The organism is Streptomyces speibonae (assembly GCF_984686075.1).
On record NZ_OZ480260.1, the window covers coordinates 5,403,766 to 5,422,088 of the forward strand.

The 18,323-nt window shown below is 71.6% G+C and carries 20 protein-coding genes and 2 pseudogenes; 11 read left to right on the forward strand and 11 right to left on the reverse strand.

What is annotated here, in order from left to right; all coding sequences use genetic code 11:
* Positions 1 to 84: 84 nt before the first annotated feature.
* Positions 85 to 999, forward strand: a complete 915-nt coding sequence (locus AC5L3C_RS24390; protein WP_493650838.1) for an EamA family transporter — start codon at positions 85 to 87, stop codon at positions 997 to 999.
* 17 nt (positions 1,000 to 1,016) lie between these two features.
* Here the strand turns inward: AC5L3C_RS24390 and AC5L3C_RS24395 are convergent, their stop codons facing one another.
* The 3 genes from AC5L3C_RS24395 to AC5L3C_RS24405 all read right to left on the reverse strand — a co-directional run bounded on the left by AC5L3C_RS24395 (position 1,017) and on the right by AC5L3C_RS24405 (position 3,645).
* A complete protein-coding gene (locus AC5L3C_RS24395) occupies positions 1,017 to 1,454 on the reverse strand; it encodes a glutaredoxin domain-containing protein (RefSeq protein ID WP_493650839.1) in 438 nt (145 codons plus the stop codon).
* Positions 1,455 to 1,504: 50 nt separating this feature from the next.
* Entirely contained in the window at positions 1,505 to 2,305 is an 801-nt protein-coding gene (locus AC5L3C_RS24400) for a sugar phosphate isomerase/epimerase family protein (RefSeq protein WP_493650840.1), read from the reverse strand.
* Between the two features lie 290 nt (positions 2,306 to 2,595).
* Positions 2,596 to 3,645 (reverse strand): LacI family DNA-binding transcriptional regulator, encoded by a 1,050-nt coding sequence (locus AC5L3C_RS24405; RefSeq protein WP_493650841.1) that lies wholly within the window; start codon positions 3,643 to 3,645, stop codon positions 2,596 to 2,598.
* A 194-nt stretch (positions 3,646 to 3,839) separates the two neighbouring features.
* Between AC5L3C_RS24405 and AC5L3C_RS24410 the strand changes: the two genes are divergently transcribed.
* The 3 genes and pseudogenes from AC5L3C_RS24410 to AC5L3C_RS24420 all read left to right on the forward strand — a co-directional run bounded on the left by AC5L3C_RS24410 (position 3,840) and on the right by AC5L3C_RS24420 (position 6,973).
* Positions 3,840 to 4,991 (forward strand): Gfo/Idh/MocA family protein, encoded by a 1,152-nt coding sequence (locus AC5L3C_RS24410; RefSeq protein ID WP_493650842.1) that lies wholly within the window; start codon positions 3,840 to 3,842, stop codon positions 4,989 to 4,991.
* Entirely contained in the window at positions 4,988 to 6,142 is a 1,155-nt protein-coding gene (locus AC5L3C_RS24415; RefSeq protein WP_493650843.1) for a dihydrodipicolinate synthase family protein, read from the forward strand. Before AC5L3C_RS24410 ends, AC5L3C_RS24415 begins: the two co-directional genes overlap by 4 nt.
* Positions 6,139 to 6,973, forward strand: a pseudogene (locus AC5L3C_RS24420) (sugar phosphate isomerase/epimerase family protein). The gene AC5L3C_RS24415 and the pseudogene AC5L3C_RS24420 overlap by 4 nt, the downstream one beginning before the upstream one ends.
* Before the next feature lie 337 nt (positions 6,974 to 7,310).
* On the opposite strand, the gene AC5L3C_RS24425 reads toward AC5L3C_RS24420, so the two are convergent.
* From AC5L3C_RS24425 to AC5L3C_RS24445, 5 genes are all read right to left on the reverse strand, one after another.
* Positions 7,311 to 8,234, reverse strand: a complete 924-nt coding sequence (locus tag AC5L3C_RS24425; RefSeq protein WP_493650844.1) for a ribokinase — start codon at positions 8,232 to 8,234, stop codon at positions 7,311 to 7,313.
* Between the two features lie 158 nt (positions 8,235 to 8,392).
* Entirely contained in the window at positions 8,393 to 9,211 is an 819-nt protein-coding gene (locus AC5L3C_RS24430; RefSeq protein ID WP_493650845.1) for an SDR family NAD(P)-dependent oxidoreductase, read from the reverse strand.
* Positions 9,212 to 9,318: 107 nt separating this feature from the next.
* A complete protein-coding gene (locus AC5L3C_RS24435) occupies positions 9,319 to 10,926 on the reverse strand; it encodes an alpha/beta hydrolase (RefSeq protein ID WP_493650846.1) in 1,608 nt (535 codons plus the stop codon).
* A gap of 147 nt (positions 10,927 to 11,073) precedes the next feature.
* Positions 11,074 to 11,652: an N-acyl homoserine lactonase family protein gene (locus tag AC5L3C_RS24440; protein WP_164555714.1), complete on the reverse strand. Its 579-nt coding sequence runs from the start codon at positions 11,650 to 11,652 to the stop codon at positions 11,074 to 11,076.
* Positions 11,653 to 11,868: 216 nt separating this feature from the next.
* Positions 11,869 to 12,222, reverse strand: coding sequence for a hypothetical protein (locus tag AC5L3C_RS24445; RefSeq protein ID WP_493650847.1), 354 nt, complete (start codon positions 12,220 to 12,222; stop codon positions 11,869 to 11,871).
* 15 nt (positions 12,223 to 12,237) lie between these two features.
* Between AC5L3C_RS24445 and AC5L3C_RS24450 the strand changes: the two genes are divergently transcribed.
* The 3 genes and pseudogenes from AC5L3C_RS24450 to AC5L3C_RS24460 all read left to right on the forward strand — a co-directional run.
* Positions 12,238 to 13,164, forward strand: a complete 927-nt coding sequence (locus tag AC5L3C_RS24450; RefSeq protein WP_206302314.1) for a lipocalin-like domain-containing protein — start codon at positions 12,238 to 12,240, stop codon at positions 13,162 to 13,164.
* A gap of 145 nt (positions 13,165 to 13,309) precedes the next feature.
* Positions 13,310 to 13,771, forward strand: coding sequence for a MarR family winged helix-turn-helix transcriptional regulator (locus tag AC5L3C_RS24455; protein WP_125506377.1), 462 nt, complete (start codon positions 13,310 to 13,312; stop codon positions 13,769 to 13,771).
* Positions 13,772 to 13,825: 54 nt separating this feature from the next.
* Positions 13,826 to 14,069: pseudogene (locus tag AC5L3C_RS24460) on the forward strand (YrrC family ATP-dependent DNA helicase); the annotation flags it as partial.
* 34 nt (positions 14,070 to 14,103) lie between these two features.
* Here the strand turns inward: AC5L3C_RS24460 and AC5L3C_RS24465 are convergent.
* Complete coding sequence (locus AC5L3C_RS24465) at positions 14,104 to 14,514, reverse strand: ATP-binding protein (protein ID WP_493650848.1); 411 nt, start codon at positions 14,512 to 14,514, stop codon at positions 14,104 to 14,106.
* A 221-nt stretch (positions 14,515 to 14,735) separates the two neighbouring features.
* Between AC5L3C_RS24465 and AC5L3C_RS24470 the strand changes: the two genes are divergently transcribed.
* From AC5L3C_RS24470 to AC5L3C_RS24485, 4 genes are read left to right on the forward strand one after another with little or no spacing between them, the layout of a single operon-like run.
* Complete coding sequence (locus AC5L3C_RS24470; protein ID WP_125506379.1) at positions 14,736 to 15,587, forward strand: helix-turn-helix domain-containing protein; 852 nt, start codon at positions 14,736 to 14,738, stop codon at positions 15,585 to 15,587.
* A gap of 8 nt (positions 15,588 to 15,595) precedes the next feature.
* Positions 15,596 to 15,793: a DUF397 domain-containing protein gene (locus AC5L3C_RS24475; protein ID WP_125506380.1), complete on the forward strand. Its 198-nt coding sequence runs from the start codon at positions 15,596 to 15,598 to the stop codon at positions 15,791 to 15,793.
* A complete protein-coding gene (locus AC5L3C_RS24480; RefSeq protein ID WP_493650849.1) occupies positions 15,790 to 15,999 on the forward strand; it encodes a DUF397 domain-containing protein in 210 nt (69 codons plus the stop codon). Before AC5L3C_RS24475 ends, AC5L3C_RS24480 begins: the two co-directional genes overlap by 4 nt.
* Positions 15,996 to 16,205, forward strand: coding sequence for a DUF397 domain-containing protein (locus tag AC5L3C_RS24485; RefSeq protein ID WP_493650850.1), 210 nt, complete (start codon positions 15,996 to 15,998; stop codon positions 16,203 to 16,205). Before AC5L3C_RS24480 ends, AC5L3C_RS24485 begins: the two co-directional genes overlap by 4 nt.
* Before the next feature lie 34 nt (positions 16,206 to 16,239).
* Here the strand turns inward: AC5L3C_RS24485 and AC5L3C_RS24490 are convergent, their stop codons facing one another.
* Positions 16,240 to 17,601 (reverse strand): ankyrin repeat domain-containing protein, encoded by a 1,362-nt coding sequence (locus tag AC5L3C_RS24490; RefSeq protein ID WP_493650851.1) that lies wholly within the window; start codon positions 17,599 to 17,601, stop codon positions 16,240 to 16,242.
* Positions 17,598 to 18,323, reverse strand: a complete 726-nt coding sequence (locus tag AC5L3C_RS24495) for a hypothetical protein (protein WP_493650852.1) — start codon at positions 18,321 to 18,323, stop codon at positions 17,598 to 17,600. Before AC5L3C_RS24495 ends, AC5L3C_RS24490 begins: the two co-directional genes overlap by 4 nt.

Genomic DNA, 18,323 nt, shown 5'->3' on the forward strand with positions numbered 1-18,323 from the left:
CCCCCGATCGGTTAGCGGTTCTTCATCCAACCATGCAGGAATCATCGCTGGTGCTGAAGTGTGACGGGCGGTGATGCTCGACGCATGCGACCTTCCCACGTGCTCCTCGCCGTCCTCGTCACCGCCGTGTGGGGCGTCAACTTCACCGTCATCGAGGTCGGCCTCGACCACTTCCCGCCGCTGCTCTTCTCCGCCCTGCGCTTCCTCGTGGCGGCGCTGCCCGCGGTGTTCCTCGTGGGGCGGCCCAAGGTGGCGTGGAAGTGGATCGTGGGCGTCGGCCTGGCGCTGGGGGTGGCCAAGTTCGGGCTGCTGTTCGTCGGCATGGACGCCGGGATGCCGGGCGGCCTGTCCTCCCTGGTGCTCCAGATCCAGGCCGTCTTCACCGCCCTGTTCGCCTTCGCGCTGCTCGGTGAACGCCCCTCCCGGGTCCGCCTGGTGGGCATGGCGGTGGCGGTGGCCGGCATCGGGGTGGCGGCGGTCGACGAGGGCACCTCGGGGCCGCTGCTCGGCTTCGCCCTGGTGGTCGCGGCGGCGGCCTGCTGGGGCGTCTCCAACATCCTCACCCGCAAGGCGGCACCGCCGGACGCCCTCAACTTCATGATCTGGGTGAGCACGGTTCCGGTCCTGCCGCTGCTCGCGCTCTCGCTGCTGCTGGAGGGGCCCGCGGCCGGCCTCGACGCGCTGCGCGGCCTGGACTGGCGGGGCGCGGGCACGGTGCTCTTCGTCGCCTGGGGCGCCACGGTCTTCGGCTTCGGCGCCTGGGGCTGGCTGCTGCGCCGCCACCCCGCCTCCACGGTCGCGCCCTTCTCCCTGCTCGTCCCGGTCTTCGGCATGTCCTCGGCCGCCCTGTTCCTGGGCGAACCGGTCACCGCGCTGCGGTGGTGCGCGGCGGCGCTGCTGGTGGGCGGGGTGGCCCTGGCATCGCTGCCGCCGCGCCGCCGCCCGGCGCCGGCCACGCCGTCCGTGCGACGCCGGGAGGACTCCCCGGTGGGCGGATGAGAGCGACGATCGCCGGACTACGCGGAAGGGGGAACCTGTCGGCGCACCCACGCGGGATCGGGGTTGGTGTGGGCCCGCCCCGCCACGACGACGGTGGGCACGGTCTCGTTGCCGTCGTTGACCGCCCGCACGGCTGCGGCGCCTTCCGGGTCGCGCCAGATGTCGACCCAGTACAACCGCCGGGCGCTGCGCCCCAGCCGGAGGCGCAGCCGCATGCAGTACCGGCACCCCGGCCGCCAGTACACAATCGGCCGCCCGTCGACCGCACTGCGGCGCTCCGCCTCCTTCGCCCCGACCGGCCGCGGAAAGACCAGGGGCGAGTACAGACCACCGAGCACCAGAAACACCGTCAGCAGCACCACGGCCATGCCGGGGCTCCCGTCGAGCAGGCGCACGGCCGCGACGACGGAGCCGCCGGCCACGAGCAGCATCGGCAGAATCCAGGCGCGCATCATGATGGCAGCAGACTATCGATGCGCCGAGGGCCGTGCGGGGGCGCGCACGCTCAGGCGGACTCGGTCAGCAGGCGGGCCAGATGCTCGCGCCCCGGGGTGAGCAGGCCGGGCAGCGGCGCCGCGTCGGTGTACCAGCGCTTCTCGTACTCCCAGCACAGCCAGCCGTCCCAGTGGTGGCGGGAGAGGACCTCCACGACCTCGGCGAGCGGCAGGACGCCCGCGCCGAGCGGGAGCGGAGTGGTGTCCTCGGCGGAGGCGATGTCCTTGACCTGGACATAGCCGAGGTGCGGGGAGAGCGCCGCGAAGCTCTCGGCGGGCTGTTCGCCGCCGATCCAGGTGTGCATCACGTCCCACAGCGCGCCCACGCGGGGGTGGCCGACCAGGCCGAGGACCTGCATCGCGTCGGCGCCCGTGCGGTGGGAGTCGTGGGTCTCCAGCAGGATGCGTACGCCCTGGTCGACGGCGTGCTCGGCGGCCACGCCCAGCCGTCGCGCGGCCGTGGCGTCGGCCTCCTCGGGGCTCTGCTCGGTGCCGCCGCCCGGGAAGACCCGGACGAAGGGGGCGCCGATGTCACGGGCGAGGTCCAGGAGGGCGCGCATCTCGGCGAGCACGGGCTCGTCCGCACCGGGAGCGGCCACCCGGGCATACCCGGCCAGGCCCAGGACCTCGACCCCGGCCGCCTTGAACCGCGCGGCCACGTCCGCGCGTTGCGCGGGAGTCAGGCCGGCGTGAACGGGCTCCTCGGCGTGGGCGCGCAGCTCGACGCCGTGATACCCGTGCGCCGTGGCGAGCCCCACCACATCGCCGAGTGCCAGACCGGGAACACCGAGGGTGGAGAACGCGAACTTCATGAGCCGGACACTACCCCGCCCACCCCGCCCCCACGGGGACCCGCACGCCCGACCCACACCCTCAAGAAACCCCGCGCTCGGCCCCCCTCGGCGGCTCACCGACCCACGGACGGGTCACCCCCGCGAGGAGCGCGGGGAACTGCGCGCTCGGCCCCGACGGCGGGTCACTGGTCCACGGACGGGTCACTCCCACCAGGGGCGCGGGGAACTGCGCGCTCGGCCCCCACGGCGGCTCACTGGTCCACGGACGGGTCACCCCCACCAGGGGCGCGGGAGACTGCGCGAAACGCTCACTGTCCCCGCGGCACTCCCGTGGACCCCCGCACCACCAACTCCCCCCGCACGGACGCGACCCCGCCCGGCGGGGCGTCCTCGCGGCCCATCGCGACGCGGCCCGCACGGGCACCCGCCTCCGCCAGCGGCAGCCGCACCGTCGTCAGCGCCGGCACCGCGTCGACGCTGCACGGGAGATCGTCGAAGCCCGCGACCGAGACATCGTCCGGAATGGCCCGCCCCGAGTCGCGCAGCGCCGCGCACGCGCCCAGGGCGACGGAGTCGTTCGCCGCGACGACGGCCGTCAACGACGGGTCGCGCCGGAGCAGTTCGAGGGCGGCCTCGTAGCCCGACGCCCGGTCGTACCGTCCGTGCACGGTCCAGCGCGCGTCCTCCTCGATGCCGTGCGCGGCCAGCGCGTCCCGGTGGCCCTCGAGCCGGTGACGTGTGGTCGTCCGCTCCCGGGGGCCCGCGATGTACCCCACGCGCCGGTGCCCCAGGCCGATCAGATGCCCGGTGAGTTCCCGCCCGCCGCCGCGGTTGTCGAAGGTCAGTGCGATCGCCCCGGTCTCCGGCGCCTGCGGCCGCCCGCACAGCACCACCCGCGTCCCGGCGGCCACCAGCTTCCGCAGCTTCGCGTCGAGCGCCGCCTGGTGCTGCGCGTCCTCGACCGCACCGCCGGTCAGCACGACCGCCGCTGCCCGCTGCCGCTGGAGCAGGGTGAGATAGGTGAGTTCACGCTCGGGAGAGCCGCCCGTGTTGCAGACGACCGCGAGTCTCTCCCCGCCGGCCCGCCCGCCCGGCCCCCCGATCTCCGACTGGATGGCGCTCGCCATGATCCCGAAGAACGGGTCGGCGATGTCGTTCACCAGGATGCCGACCAGGTCGGACGTGGCGGCGGCCAGGGAACTGGCGGGACCGTTGAGGACGTAGTCGAGTTCGTCCACGGCCTTCAGCACCCGCTCGCGGGTGGAGGCGGCCACCGGATAGTTCCCGTTGAGCACGCGCGACACCGTCGCGGGTGAGACCTGTGCGCGCGCCGCCACGTCCGCCAGGGTCACCGTCATGTCTCGTCCTCCGGTCGCGCGTCTCGTCGGGGTTCCGAGCAGACCCTACGGCTCCACGCCCGTTTGTTCGCCCCCTCGAACGAGTCGGCCGCACGGCGGTCTTGTCCACAGCGCTGTGCAGGGGCTAGCTTCCCCCCGTATGGAAAGCGCTTGCTATGACGGCGGCGCGCGGGACCGCGTACGAAGGGAACGACGTGACACGCAAGACGGTGCGTATCGCCATGAACGGTGTGACCGGACGCATGGGACACCGGCAGCACCTCGTCCGCTCCATCCTGGCCCTGCGCGAACAGGGCGGCCTCGACCTCGGCGACGGCACCGTGCTCTGGCCCGAGCCGGTCCTGGTCGGCCGCCGCGAGCACGCGCTGCGGGCGCTCGCCGAACGCCACGGCCTCGACCACGTCTCCACCGACCTGGACGCGGTCCTCGCCGACGACACCATCGACATCTACTTCGACGCCCAGGTCACCTCGGCCCGCGAGGACGCCCTGAAGAAGGCGATCGCCGCCGGCAAGCACATCTACACCGAGAAGCCCACCGCCACCGGCCTCGACGGCGCCCTGGAACTCGCCCGCCGGGCCGACGCGGCCGGCATCAGGCACGGTGTCGTGCAGGACAAGCTCTTCCTCCCCGGCCTGCTGAAGCTGAAGCGCCTCGTCGACGGCGGCTTCTTCGGCCGGATCCTGTCCGTGCGCGGCGAGTTCGGCTACTGGGTCTTCGAGGGCGACTGGCAGGAGGCGCAGCGCCCCTCCTGGAACTACCGCGCGGAGGACGGCGGCGGCATCGTCGTCGACATGTTCCCGCACTGGGAGTACGTGCTGCACGAGCTGTTCGGCCGTGTGACGTCCGTCCAGGCCCTCACCGCCACCCACATCCCGCGGCGCCGGGACGAGAGCGGCAGGCCCTACGACGCCACCGCCGACGACGCCGCCTACGGCATCTTCGAACTCGACGGCGGAGTCATCGCACAGATCAACTCATCCTGGGCCGTGCGCGTCCACCGCGACGAACTCGTCGAGTTCCAGGTCGACGGCACCGAGGGCTCCGCCGTCGCCGGCCTGCGCACCTGCCGCGTCCAGCACCGCTCCGTCACCCCCAAGCCGGTGTGGAACCCGGACGTCCCCGCCGCCGAGGTCTTCCGCGGCCAGTGGCAGGAGGTCCCCGACAACCAGGACTTCGACAACGGCTTCAAGGCCCAGTGGGAGCTGTTCCTCCGGCACGTCCACGCCGGCGCCCCCTACCACTGGGACCTCCTGGCCGGCGCCCGCGGCGTCCAGCTCGCCGAACTGGGCCTGAGATCCTCGGCCGAGGGCCGCCGCCTCGACGTACCGGAGATCGCGCTGTGACCCTCCACCTGCCCGGCGCGGACGGCACCCTGCGCCCCTACGAGCCCCGCACCGACCCCCGCGCCACCACCCCCGGCGCCCCCTTCACCTCCCGTACGGTCTTCTCCGCCGCGCACGTCGTCGCCGACCCGTACGCCGACACGAGCCCCGACTCCCCGGCGGCCGTCGACTGGGACGCCACCCTCGCCTTCCGCCGCCATCTGTGGTCCCACGGGCTCGGCGTCGCCGAGGCCATGGACACCGCCCAGCGCGGCATGGGCCTGGACTGGGCCGGCGCCGCCGAGCTGATCCGCCGTTCCGCCGCCGAGGCGAAGGCCGTCGGCGGCCGCATCGCCTGCGGCGTCGGCACCGACCAGCTCACCGGCCCGGCGACCCTCGACGCGGTCCGCGATGCCTACGAGGAACAGCTCGCGGTCGTCGAGGAGTCGGGCGCGCAGGCCGTCCTGATGGCCTCCCGCGCCCTCGCCGCCACGGCCCGCGGCCCCGAGGACTACCTGGAGATCTACGGCCGTCTGCTGCGCCAGGCCGCCGAGCCGGTGATCCTGCACTGGCTCGGCCCCATGTTCGACCCCGCGCTGGAGGGCTACTGGGGTTCGTCCGGACTCGACGCGGCCACCGGCACCTTCCTGGAGGTCATCGCCGCCCACCCCGACAAGGTCGACGGCATCAAGGTCAGCCTCCTGGACGCCGGGCGCGAGATCGGGCTGCGCCGCCGCCTCCCGCGGGGTGTGCGCTGCTACACCGGCGACGACTTCCACTACCCGGAGCTGATCGCGGGCGACGACCAGGGCTTCAGCCACGCCCTGCTCGGCATCTTCGACCCGCTCGGCCCGCTCGCGGCCGAGGCGGTCCGCGTCCTGGACACCGGGGACACGGAGGGCTTCCGCGCCCTCCTCGACCCCACCGTCACCCTCTCCCGCCACCTCTTCCGGGCACCCACCCGCTACTACAAGACCGGTGTGGTGTTCCTCGCCTGGCTGGCCGGCCACCAGAGCCACTTCGCCATGATCGGCGGTCTGCAGTCGGCCCGCTCCCTGCCGCACCTCGCCCGCGCCTACGAACTCGCCGACCGCCTCGGCCTGTTCCCCGACCCGAAGCTCGCCGAGGAACGGATGAGGACCCTGCTGCACCTGTACGGAGTGACCCCATGACCGCCGGCCTCACCCGCTTCAGCATCAACCAGATGACGGTCCGGCAGCTGTCCCTGCCGGACCTCGTCGACGCCTGCCGGGACCTGGGCGTCCCCGGCGTGGGCCTGTGGCGGGAGCCGGTGCGGGCGTACGGCGTCCGGGCGGCCGCGCGCCTCGTCCGCGACGCGGGCCTGGCGGTGACGACCCTGTGCCGGGGCGGCTTCCTCACCGCGAGCGAACCCCGCCGAACGGACCGCCGCCCTCGCCGACAACCGCCATGCCGTCGACGAGGCGGCCGCCCTCGGCACCGACACCCTGGTCCTGGTCTCCGGCGGCCTCCCGCCCGGCTCCCGTGACCTGCGCGGCGCCCGGGAACGGATCGCGGACGCGCTCGCCGAACTCGCCCCCTACGCCGAGGAGTACGGAGTGAAGCTGGCCATCGAGCCGCTCCACCCCATGTTCGCCGCCGACCGCTGCGTGGTCTCCACCCTCGCCCAGGCCCTCGACCTCGCCGAACGCTTCCCCGCCCACCAGGTCGGCGTCACCGTCGACACGTACCACATCTGGTGGGACGACACCGCGCCCGCGGAGATTGCCCGCGCGGGCGCCCAGGGCCGTATCCACACCTTCCAGCTCGCCGACTGGACCACCCCGCTGCCCGAGGGAGTGCTCAACGGCCGCGGCCAGATCGGCGACGGCGCGGTCGACATGCGGGAGTGGACGGGATACGTGGAGGCGGCCGGGTACACCGGCGCGATCGAGGTCGAACTCTTCAACGAGGCCCTGTGGGCGAGGGACGGCCGCGAGGTCCTCGCCGAGACCGCGGCCCGCTTCGTGGAGCACGCGGGGTAGCGGACCGGGGAGCGCGTGGGGTAGCGGACCGGGGACGCGCGGGCGGTCGGAAGCGGCCCTCGATCGCCGCGGGGGGATGAAGCGGAACGTGCTGCCGCCCACAGTCGTATGGTCACCGCGCGCTCCCCGCCGCCTACGCGTCGCGCAGGAGAAAACGTCCCGTCCGTACAACCCTCCCGGGCGCCGGCGGGTCGTATGAGATGTCAGGACGTCCAGGGGAGGGACCCGAGGGGGGATTTCGGGGGTTCTGACAGGGGGAGGGGACCGAGGTGGCCCGGTCGACGGACCGGGCCACCTCGATGCCGTTCCGGCCGCGCGCCGGTGACGCGGCGCCGGCTCAGCCTTCCGTGCCGCCTCCCAGCGCGGCCGCCTCCGCCGCCGTCGGGAAGGACGCCTGCGCCCCTTCCTTCGTCACCGTCGCCGCCCCGACCCGGGCCGCGTACGCCGCCGCCTCGGCGAGGGGCTCGCCCCGGCCCAGCCGCCAGGCCAGCGCGGCCGTGAACGCGTCACCCGCACCGGTGGTGTCCACGGCGTCCACCTTCACGGACGGAACCCGGGTGACCCCGTTCCCGGAGGACACCAGCGCGCCCCCGGCGCCCAGCGTCACCACCACCGAACGCGGGCCCTTCGCCAGCAGCAGCCGCGCCCAGTCCTCCGGGTCGTCGCTCACCCCGGCGGCGTCCCCCAGGACGACCTTCGCCTCGTGCTCGTTGACGATCAGCGGATCGCAGGCCGCGAGCACCTCCGCCGGGAGCGGGCGCGGCGGGGACGGGTTCAGGACGAACCGGCTGCCCGGCACCAGGTTGCGCACGGTCTCCACCACCGTCTCCAGCGGGATCTCCAACTGCGTGGACACCACCCGGGAGGCGTGGAAGAGGCTCGCGGCCGCCCGTACGTCCTGCGGGGTGAGCCGGCCGTTGGCGCCGGGGGAGACGACGATGCTGTTGTCCCCCGACGGGTCCACGGTGATCAGTGCGACCCCGGTGGGTGCCCCGCCCACCAGCACCCCGACCGTGTCCACCCCGGCCGCCCGCTGCGAGTCCAGCAGCAGCCGCCCGTGCCCGTCGTCGCCCACCCGCGCCAGCAGGACCGTACGGGCACCGAGCCGGGCGGCCGCGACCGCCTGGTTCGCGCCCTTGCCACCCGGGTGCACGGCCAGGTCGGAGCCGAGCACCGTCTCGCCGGCACCCGGCCGGCGCTCGACACCGATCACCAGATCGGCGTTGGCGGATCCGACGACCAGGAGGTCGTAGTCGTACATGAATGCGCTCCCCGCTCTCGGCGCCGGCGGCAGCCCTCGGCGCCGGCGACGTTCTCTCCGGTGACCACCTTCACCGGACCGCCATCATCTTCCCCGCCTTTTCGCCCGTGGCGGAGCAGAACGCGCTTTCACCCCCGGCGTACCCGGCCCGCGGCTCGCTACCTCCGGTCGAGACCGAGCAGCGCCGTGGTGGCCTCCCACAGCTGCGGTCCGACGGGAGGCGCCTTGATCGTGCGCACTGTGCCGTTCTCGTAGTAGGCACCGGACTCGAAGCCGTCCCCGGGCGCGGGGGTGACGAAGCGCAGCACCTGCCGTGCCGCCTTGTGCGGGGACTGGAAGAACAGGCGGGGCACGGGTGTCCGGAACAGTGCGCCCACCGGGCTCCGGCTGGTCCTGGCGAAGTTCGACGCGACACCGCCGGGATGGAAGGCCACCGCGGACAGGCCCTGCCCGTGGTGCCGGTCGTGCAGCTGCCGGGTGAAGAGCACGAGTGCCAGCTTGGCGCTGCCGTAGGCGCGGACGGGTGAGTAGTTCCGCGCGTGGTTGAGGTCGTCGAGGTCGACACGTGCCGACAGCCGCGCGGCGTTGCTCGACGTCTGCACGACGAGGGCCCGGGAGGCCAGCAGGGTGTCCAGCAGCAGGTGGGTCAGCAGGAACGGAGCGAGATAGTTGACCTGGAACGTCTCCTCGAATCCGTCCGCCGTGACCTGGCGGTCCCCGAGGATCCCGCCGGCGTTGTTGACCAGGACGTCGATGTGTGGGCAGTGATCGGTGAGCTGTGCCGCCAGGGTGCGGACCTGCTGCAAGTCGGCGAAGTCGGCGACGAAACAGCGCACGCCGAGCTCATCCGCGACCGCCTTGGTCTTGGCCTCGGACCTGCCCACGACGACCACACGGTGTCCGTCCGCCACCAGTTGGCGTGCCGCGGCGGCGCCGATTCCGTCGCTGGCACCCGTGATGACAATGGTCTTCGGCACGCCAGGCTCCCTTGGGGACTCCGCGCTCAAGCACGGTGTCGCACAGCATAGTTGGCGGTTTCACCGAGGCGACGTGGGCAGTCGGTCCGGCCTCTCCACCGGGTGGGCTACTTCTGGGTGGCGTCGGTGCACTGGACGTCCTTGTCCGGCAGGTTGCCGGTGGTCAGGAAGTCGATGGTGGCCTTGTCGGCGCAGTCGGAGCCTTCGTCGTAGACGCGGTGGCCGCCGTTGTCGACGCCGACGAAGGCGGAGCCGCTGCCGAGGGCCTTGTGCAGTCCGACGCCGCTTTCCCAGGGGGTGGCGTTGTCCCGGCGGTTCTGCAGGATCAGGGTGTTGCGGGGGCCGCCTTCGACGACCTTGACGGTGTCCTCGACGGGCTTGTCCCAGTAGGCGCAGGCCCAGATGTTGCCGGGCATGCCGGCGGTGAGCGGCCACTTCTCGCGGTCGGCGGCGGTGCGGTCGGCGTAGCCCTCGACGTCGTGCGGCCATTCGGCGTCACCGCAGGTGAGCGCCATGAACATGGTGGCCTGGTTGTCGGCGGGGATGCCAGGGGCCTGGGGTGCCTGGGCGAAGATCTCCTTGAGGACCGCGGCGTCGTCGGCGGTGGTGGTGCCGCGGGAGAGGTTGTCGGCGGCCTTCCAGAACTTGACGAGTACGGGGAGGGTGTCGTTGTCCAGGAGGAGGGCGTAGGTCATGTTGCGCAGCAGTGCGCCGTCCAGCGGGACCGGTGCGCCGGGGATGGTCGCGGGGGTGTGGTCCAGGCGGTCGGCGAGGCCGAGGTAGGTCCGGGTCACTTCGTCGACGTCGGTGCCCAGTTGGAGGGTGTCGGCCTGGGCCGCGGCGACGCGGGCGGCGTCGGGGAAGCGGTCGGCCATGCCCTTGCCCCAGGTGTCCGAGACCTGGTTGGCCCATACCTTGGTGGGGTCGACGTTGCCTTCCAGGATCATGCGGTCGGTGCGGTCCTGGAAGAGGGAGCGGTAGACGGCTCCGAGGTAGGTGCCGTAGGACTGGCCCCAGTAGGAGATCTTCTTCTCGCCGAGGGCCTGGCGGATGAGGTCCATGTCGCGGGCGGTGTTGGCGGTGTTGTAGTGGCGCAGGTCCTTGCCCACGGTGTCGGCGCACTGTTCGGCGTTGGCTTCGGCGAGGGCCGCGTTCTTGGTGATGGAGCCGTCGGCGGCGGGGTAGGGGAAGAGTCCGGCCACGCTGGGGTCCTTCAGGCCGCAGCTCTGGGGGGTGCTGTGGTCGACGCCGCGGGGGTCGAAGCCGATGAGGTCGTAGCGGTCCAGTACGGACTTGGGCAGTGTGGGTGCCATGGTTTCGGGCAGGCCGAGGCCGCCCAGGGCCGGCCCGCCGGGGTTGAGCAGCAGGACGCCGCGTCGCTTCCCGGGCTGTGCGGTCGACAGGCGGGAGACCGCCACGTCGATCTTTGTGCCGTCGGGCTTCTGGTGGTCCAGCGGTACCTGCAGCGTTCCGCACTCGAGGTCGGCGTCACGGGTCTGTCCCTCGGCCGGCGCCGGGCACTCGCCCCAGGTGATCTTGGCGTTGCCCGGGGCCTCGGTGGCGCCCTTGCCGGAGGCCTTGGCCGGTCGCGGGTCCTTGGCGTCGGCACTGCAGGCGACCAGTGAGGTTCCTGCCAGCGTGGAAACCAACAAGGCCGCGGCGATTCGGCGGCCCCTGGGGGAAACGTGCCGCGGGGTGCTGTGGGTCGTGGTCATGGTGGGGTCCTCACGCTGTGAACTGGTCGGCCTTGTCCGGTCGTTGTGCTGACCCTTCGAGTCAACGGCAGACCACCAGGGGCGCGAGTCACCCCGAAGTCGACAGAACGAGTAGCTCGCTCGGGGGAGCCTGCCCGGACAACACTGCTAGTCCCAGACGTCCCCGTCGTGGGGCAGGGCGGCGAAGTGGCCCGGGTCGTGGGAGAAGAAGACGCGGACGCCCGAGCGGTCCAGGTGGCGCAGACGGCCGTAGGTGAGCAGCTTCTGCTGGACGTTCCAGTCGCTGAGCATGGGGACGTTCTTCGCCGGCTCCTCCTGGAGGTGGGCGGCGTCCCCCATGAACGCGATCCGGCCGTGGTGGTCGAGGTCGAGGACGATGCCCTGGTGGCCGGGCGTGTGCCCGGTCGTGCGCAGCACGGTGACGCTGCCGTCCAGGAACAGGTCGGTGTCGCCGTCGAGTTCGAGGAAGTCGAAGTCCCGGCAGTCCCGGTAGTCGTGGAAGGAGTAGCCCCGGGCCGTCCAGCGGTCCGGCCACCAGGCGTGGCGCAGTTCGTCGTGCTGGGCCACGTGCACGGCGTGCGGGAAGTAGGCCATCCCGCCGGCGTGGTCCAGGTGCAGGTGGGAGTAGACGACGTACCGGACGTCGGCCGGGCGGTGGCCGAGGCGTTCCAGCTGGGCGTCGATGGCGTCCTCCCGCCCGAGCTGTCCCCGGTGCGCACCACACATACGTGCCCGGTGCCGCGCAGCCGGGGGCCCTTGACATTGTTCGTAATGCCAACCACTATCGAGGTTAGTCGTTGGCATTACGAACCAATACGGTCGGTGGGGCGCGTGACGTCCTCACCGCCCCGGCCGCAGGGAGGAACCCATGTCCACATCTCGAAACAGGCGGGCCGCAGGCCTGGTCACCGCGGGCGCACTCGCGCTCGGTACGCTCGCCGTCTACTCGGCGCAGGCGGCGAGTCCGTCCTGGGATCCGAAGGGCCGCATCATCACGGCCACCGCCTCCACCACTTCTGTTTCCGCTTCTGGGACCGCGGGGGAGGCGGTGAGTCCGTCCTGGGATCCGAAGGGCGGCATCATCACGGTTCCCGCCTCCACCACTTCTGCTTCCGCTTTCGGGGCTGCGGGGGAGGCGGTGAGTCCGTCCTGGGATCCGAAGGGCGGCGTCATCACGGTTCCTGCCTCGGCCTCCACCGCTTCTGCTTCCGTTTCCGGGACTGTGGGGGAGGCGGTGAGTCCGTCCTGGGATCCGAAGGGCGGCATCATCACGGCTCCCGCCTCCACCACTTCCACTTCCGGGATCCGTCTGTGACCGATCCCGAAACCGACCTGGGACGGCACACGCCCGGACCGGAGCCAACCTGGTCCGACTCGCTCTACTTCACCAGCTCGGTGAAGGCGGACGGGCACGACTTCGGAATCCAGGTGCACACCCGCGTCCTCCCGAACGCGGGGCAGTACCGCTGGACGTTCGCGGTCACCGACAAGAACACCGGATGGTACGAGTACTACGCAGCCGGCGTCGACGAGGACGACTACCGGTGGACCGAGAGCAAGCTCGACATCAAGGCGCCGGGACTGAGCTGGACGGGCGACTCGGCCCGCCAGCAGGTGCAGCTGAGTACGCCGTTCGGGTCTCTCGACGTACAGCTGGTGGCCAACGGTCCCGCCCTGAAGTACGCCTCGACCGGCGTCTTCACCCTGGTCGACGTGCCGACCTACCAGTTCGCGCTGCCCGAGATGCGGACATCCGGAATGCTCGAGATCGGCGACGAGAAGCACGCGATCAAGGGGACGTCATGGTTGGACCGGCAGTGGGGCGCGATGCCGAAGTCCCTGCGGCGGTGGTCGTGGATGAACCTCGCCATGCCCAACGGTGACAAGGTCGCCGTCTGGGACATGGTGGGGGAGGAGACCACGGACAGCTGGGCGACCGTGCTCCACCGGGACGGCTCCCACGACGTGGTCGAGGTGGAACCGCTCGCACGGCACGCTTCCAGGCTGTGGACCAGTCCGGAAACGGGCCAGACGTATCCCACCCGCTGGCGCCTTCGCATCCCCTCGCTGGACACGGAGCTGACCGTGACCGTCGTCGGCACCCTGGGACAGGAACTCACGTCCCCGACCCCCGCAGGGGGTTACCTGGAGGCCGCGGCGGAGTTCCACGGCACGTACAACGGCAAGGAGGTCAGGGGCGAGAACTACGTCGAGCTGAGCGGCAACTGGCGCTCGTAGCCCCCAACCCGTGACGGCCCGGCGGTTGCTCCGGCGGGCCGTCACGGCCGTCCGGGCGGCGGGCGCCGGCGACCCCCTCGGGGCGGCTATGGGGAGGAACCGGTACGCTTCCGGGCAGCCCGAGGTCAAGGATGGGGGGGGGATCATGACGTCCGACGCCCTGGTGGACGCCCTGGTGCGCAGCACCTTCCAGGTGGCGGGCATGCTCACCCGCATCGGGGCCAGGCATGACCTCTCGTTCACCCAGCTGCGGGTGCTCGGCATCCTGCGCGACCGCCGCCCGCGCATGACCGAACTCGCCTGCTTCCTCGGCCTGGACAAGTCGACCATGTCCGGCCTGATCGACCGTGCCGAACGCCGGGGGCTCGTGACCAGGGACAGGAACCCCGAGGACCGCCGCGTCGTCGACGTGGTCATCACCCCGGCAGGCCGGGAGCTGATGGAGCAGGTGTACGAGGAGATTTGCAGCGCGCTGGAACCCGTCACGACCGGGCTCGGCCCCGAGCGCCACGACCGGCTCGTCGAGCTCCTCGACGCCGCCCGCGGGTTCGGCGGCCCGCCGCCGGACGGACCGGACGTCCGCGAGCCCGGGCGCGCCTCCTCCTGACCGGCCCCGCCGGTCGGGGCACCCCGTGTCCCACCCCGCCGGTACCGTCGGATCATGTCCAACCAGCCATCGGCGGCCTCCGGTGAACGCCGACTCGCCACGCTCGCAGGCGTGCTGGAGCGCATCACGTACGCCAACGAGGAGAACGGCTGCACGGTCGCCCGCGTCGACACCGGGCGAGGCGCGGGCGACCTGCTGACCGTCGTCGGCGCGCTGCTCGGCGCGCAGGCCGGGGAACTGCACGACGGCGCTGCCGGCCACGGTCCAGGGCACCCGCCCCTACCTCGGGTCCCGGTTGCGCGGGCACCGAACGCGCCACGCCCGCCCTCGCCCTAAGCGGCACCCAGTTCGCACCACACGAACTTGCCTTCACTGCCGTCCCGGACCAGCGGCTGCCAGCCCCATACGTCGGCACACGCCCGCACCAGCGCGAGGCCCCGCCCGTCCTCCCGCTCCACCGCCCGCTCGAACGGCTCCGGCGGCCGGGGCGGTTCGGGGTCCGCGTCCCACGCCCCGATCCGCAACGTCCCCGGCGGCGACCAGCGCACGCGCAGGGCGGCGGGGCCCTTGGTGTGCCGTACGGCGTTGGAGATCAGCTCCGTGGCGAGCAGCTCGGCCACGTCGACCAGTCGGATCAGTCCGTGCATGGTGAGGACGAGGCGCAGGGTACGGCGGCTGATGGTGACGGCGCGCGGGTCGTTGGGGATGTGGAGGGAGTACTCCCAGGGGGCGTTTTCGAGCATGCGGAACTCCGATGTGGGGGTGGGGAGGGGTTGAGTACGGATCCGGTGTCATTGCCGCAGCCGTCATGGCAGGACGGGGCGGTGCGCTTCCGGCGGTCCGGTTTCGCACGGTGTGCGTCGCGTCACCGACAGTAGGGATAAATGTTTAAGTTTGGCAAGCCCATCGCGTACTCTGACGCTCGAACGAGTCGCTCCGAAAGGTGTGTTGGGAGGAGTGAACGATGGTGCTGAGGAGCGAGCCGACAGGTCGTCAGTTGCGTCTGGCTGTAGAACTTCGCAGGCTTCGCGAGGCAGCAGGCCTTTCCGCCCGTGAGGCGGCGGCACTGCTCGGCGTAAGCGCTCCGCAAATCAGTCAGATCGAGTCCGGCCTCGCAGGGCTCAGCGAGAAGCGTCTGCGCCGCCTTGCGGCCCACTACGTCTGCGAGGACGAGGCGTTCGTGGACGCTCTTGTGGCCATGGCGACCGATCGAACGCGTGGGTGGTGGGAGGAATACCGGGAGCTGCTGCCCACTGCCTTCCTCGATCTCGCCGAACTGGAGCACCACGCCACGCTTTTGCGTGAAGTTCAGTTCCTGTACATCCCCGGTCCGCTCCAGATCGAGGACTATGCTCGCGCCGTTTTCGCCTACCGGATTCCTGAGCTACCGCAGGAAGAGCTTGAGACGCGGGTCCAGCATCGGATGAGACGCAAGACCATCTTGGAAGGCTCGACTCCGACGCCGTACGAAGCGATCGTTCACGAGGCTGCGTTGCGCATCATGGTCAACGATCGGGCCACGTCACGGGCACAGCTCACCCACCTCCTGGAACTCTCCGTTCCCGAGCATGTCATCGTGCGCGTCATCCCCTTCAACCTGGAAGGCTTCGCCGGCGCCGCGAGCGCCATGACGTACGCGGGGGGTCTTGTGCCCAAGCTGGACACCGTGGTGCGGGATGGCCCGCACGGTGCGTCCTTCATCGACTCGGAAGCCCAACTCAGCGCGTACCGAACGCTCTTCCATAGGGTGGAGGACGTGTCGCTCGACCCGAATCGGTCGCGTGACTTCATCCGCAGGCTGGCCAAAGAGCTGTGAGGCACTCCATGGACACTACTGAGAACTGGCGGAAGTCGTCCTACTCCGGTCCCGGCGACGGTGACTCCTGCGTGGAGATCGCGTGCATCCCGGCCCGCATAGCCATACGCGATTCGAAAGATCGCCGCAGAGCCCCGCTCACCTTTCCCGTACCTGCCTTCACAGTATTCGTCGAAGAGCTGAAGAAGTCGACGAGCGGATCATGACGTACACCGATACCACGCTCGACAACTGGCGCAGGTCGTCCTACTCCGGCGGCGGCGACGGCAACAACTGCGTCGAGATCGCGAACGCCCCCACCCACATAGCCGTCCGCGACTCCAAGGCCCCGGACCGAGCCACCCTCACCTTCTCCACCGGCACCTTCGCCTCGTTCGTCGAGGAGCTGAAGAAGGCGACGGGCAAGCCGTGACGCACGCTGCCACCACCTACAGCAACTGGCGAAAGTCGTCCTACTCGGGTCCGGGCGACGGCAACGAATGCGTCGAGGTCGCGAACGCCCCCACCCGCATAGCCGTCCGCGACTCCAAGGCCCCCGCCCGGGCCACCCTCACCTTCCCCGTCGAAGCCTTCGCTCCCTTCCTCGAAGCCCTGAAGGGGTCTGCAGGGAAGCCGTGACGGGGGCGCTCAGTGGCCGCGTCCGCCAGGGACATCACCCGGTGACCGTGCGGCCGTTCCTCCACTGCCAGTCCCACAGCTTGCTCCACCGGTGGTCGTCCGCGAAGCCGACGTCGAGGTGCCTCACCCGCTCGTACGCCTCGGCGGTGCGCGGATCGTCGCGCAGGGCGAGGCCGTAGGCGGCCTCCAGGCAGGTAAGCGGATCGTCCGCGTCCAGCAGGGCGGCCAGGGCGTCGGCGACGGCAGGGGTACGGTCCCGGCAGGAGGCCAGGAGTGCCGTGGCCTCGCCCTGCGGCCCGGCGTCCGGACCTTCGGCCGGCATGAGCAGGGCCCGCACGGCCGGTGCCAGGAGGGTGTCGTCGTTCACGGCCACCCTGCCGGCGAGGAGCCGTACCTCAGTGTCCTGGTCGCCGATGAGCGCGAGCAGCGCGGCCCGGGCCGGGGGCGTCAGGGAAGCGTCCTCGGGGGGACAGAAGAGCGCGGGCACCCGTTGGCGGACTCGGGGGTCGGGGTGAACGGCGTAGCGCAGCCCGGCGGCCTCCAGGCCGGGATGCTCGTACTCGGCGAAGGCTTCGAGCACCTTCGCGAGCATCTCGGGGTCCGTCTCCTCCGCCGCCCAGGTGCTGAGGAGATCGCCCTCCTGTTCCCCGTGCGGGTAAGAGTGGTCGAGGACTCCCCGGCACCGCAGGTACTCCGCGAGGAACCGGCGGTGCGCCGGATCGGGATGGTGGCGGTGGGAGGACACGGCCGACCAGGTCCCGGCGGCGCCGCGGCGCTCCAGGAGGACGGAGATCCCCTCCCACCAGACGGGGTGGTCCTGGTCCGGCTCGACGGCGGCACGGGTGACCAGTTCGCCGACCGGGGTCGGGATGCGGAACTCCCACTCCAGTGCGGTCAGGATGCCGCCGTGTCCGTCCCGGACGACGAGACCACCGAGTGAGAGCTGCCGGACATGGTGGAACGCGTCCGGGTCGTCCGGTACGCGGACCGTCTCCGCCGGCCCCTTCGCACCCGTGCGGCGCCGCAACTCCTCGGCCGCGCCTGTCTCGTACCAGGTCCGGGCCAGCGAGAGCAGCCGCTCCCGCGCATCCTCCGACAGGCGCAGTGCCGGCTCGGCGCCGAGGACGGCCTTGCAGACGGCCGGGGAGCCGCCGTGGACGGCCCGCCACAGCGGTGTGGTCCCGTCCGGCAGCACCCGGTCGGGATCGGCGCCGCCCTCGACCAGCACATCGGCCACGACGACGTCGTACGCGGCGATGGCGGCGCACAGCACCGGAAGCCCGTCCACGCCCGGCGTGTCCGGGTCGGCGCCCTCCTCCAGCAACTCCCGTACCGCGTCACCGTCTCCGGCCCGGACCGCCGCCGGGAGGCGCCGGTCGTCGTCACTTCCGCTCACGCGCGGCCCCCGTCGTCGGGGGCGGGCCATGTCGCCACGAGCGCCTGCCGATCCGGGAATCGAGGGCTGCCGAGCATCTCCTGGGTCGTCTCCCCGTTGACCCAGCACACCTGCTCGGGGCCGCCGTCGCCGGTGTCGAACAGGCAGCAGACTCCGCCACTGGCGGCCGCGAGGCCGGTGAACACCTCCCGGACGCGGGCCGACCGCGCGAACAGGCGGCTCATCCTCGAGCTCGCCGCCCAGAAATCCATGGACGCGTAACCAGGGTGCAGCGAGGACCGGAACCGGACCGTCAGGTAGACGTACCCGATCTGGACGCGCCCGTCCTCACCGACTTCATGGCCGCACTCCTCCGCGTACTCACGCACCGCGTCATCGGCGTCGAACATGATGGACGTGTCGAGATGGAGCGTGTCGCTCGTGGAGCAGTCGACGGGCTCCCTCTCGAAGCGCGACGTGTAGGGGAGGACGATCCGGTCACCGCCGGGCAGCGTGACCTCGAGCGGCGGCACGTCACGCGTCGGTGGCGCCGGCTCGGCCAGACGCAGAAGCGCTCCGGCGACGTTCCTGGGAGGCAGGTGGATGTCATATCCGTAGGTCAGACCGATGTGTTCCCCCTCTGCCGGGCCGAACGGCACCTTCTCACGGCCGGCTCTTGGGGGCCTCCCATTTTCGGAGAGGGTGTACGTACGGGTGCTGCCGGACGGCTCACCCCCTGTCAC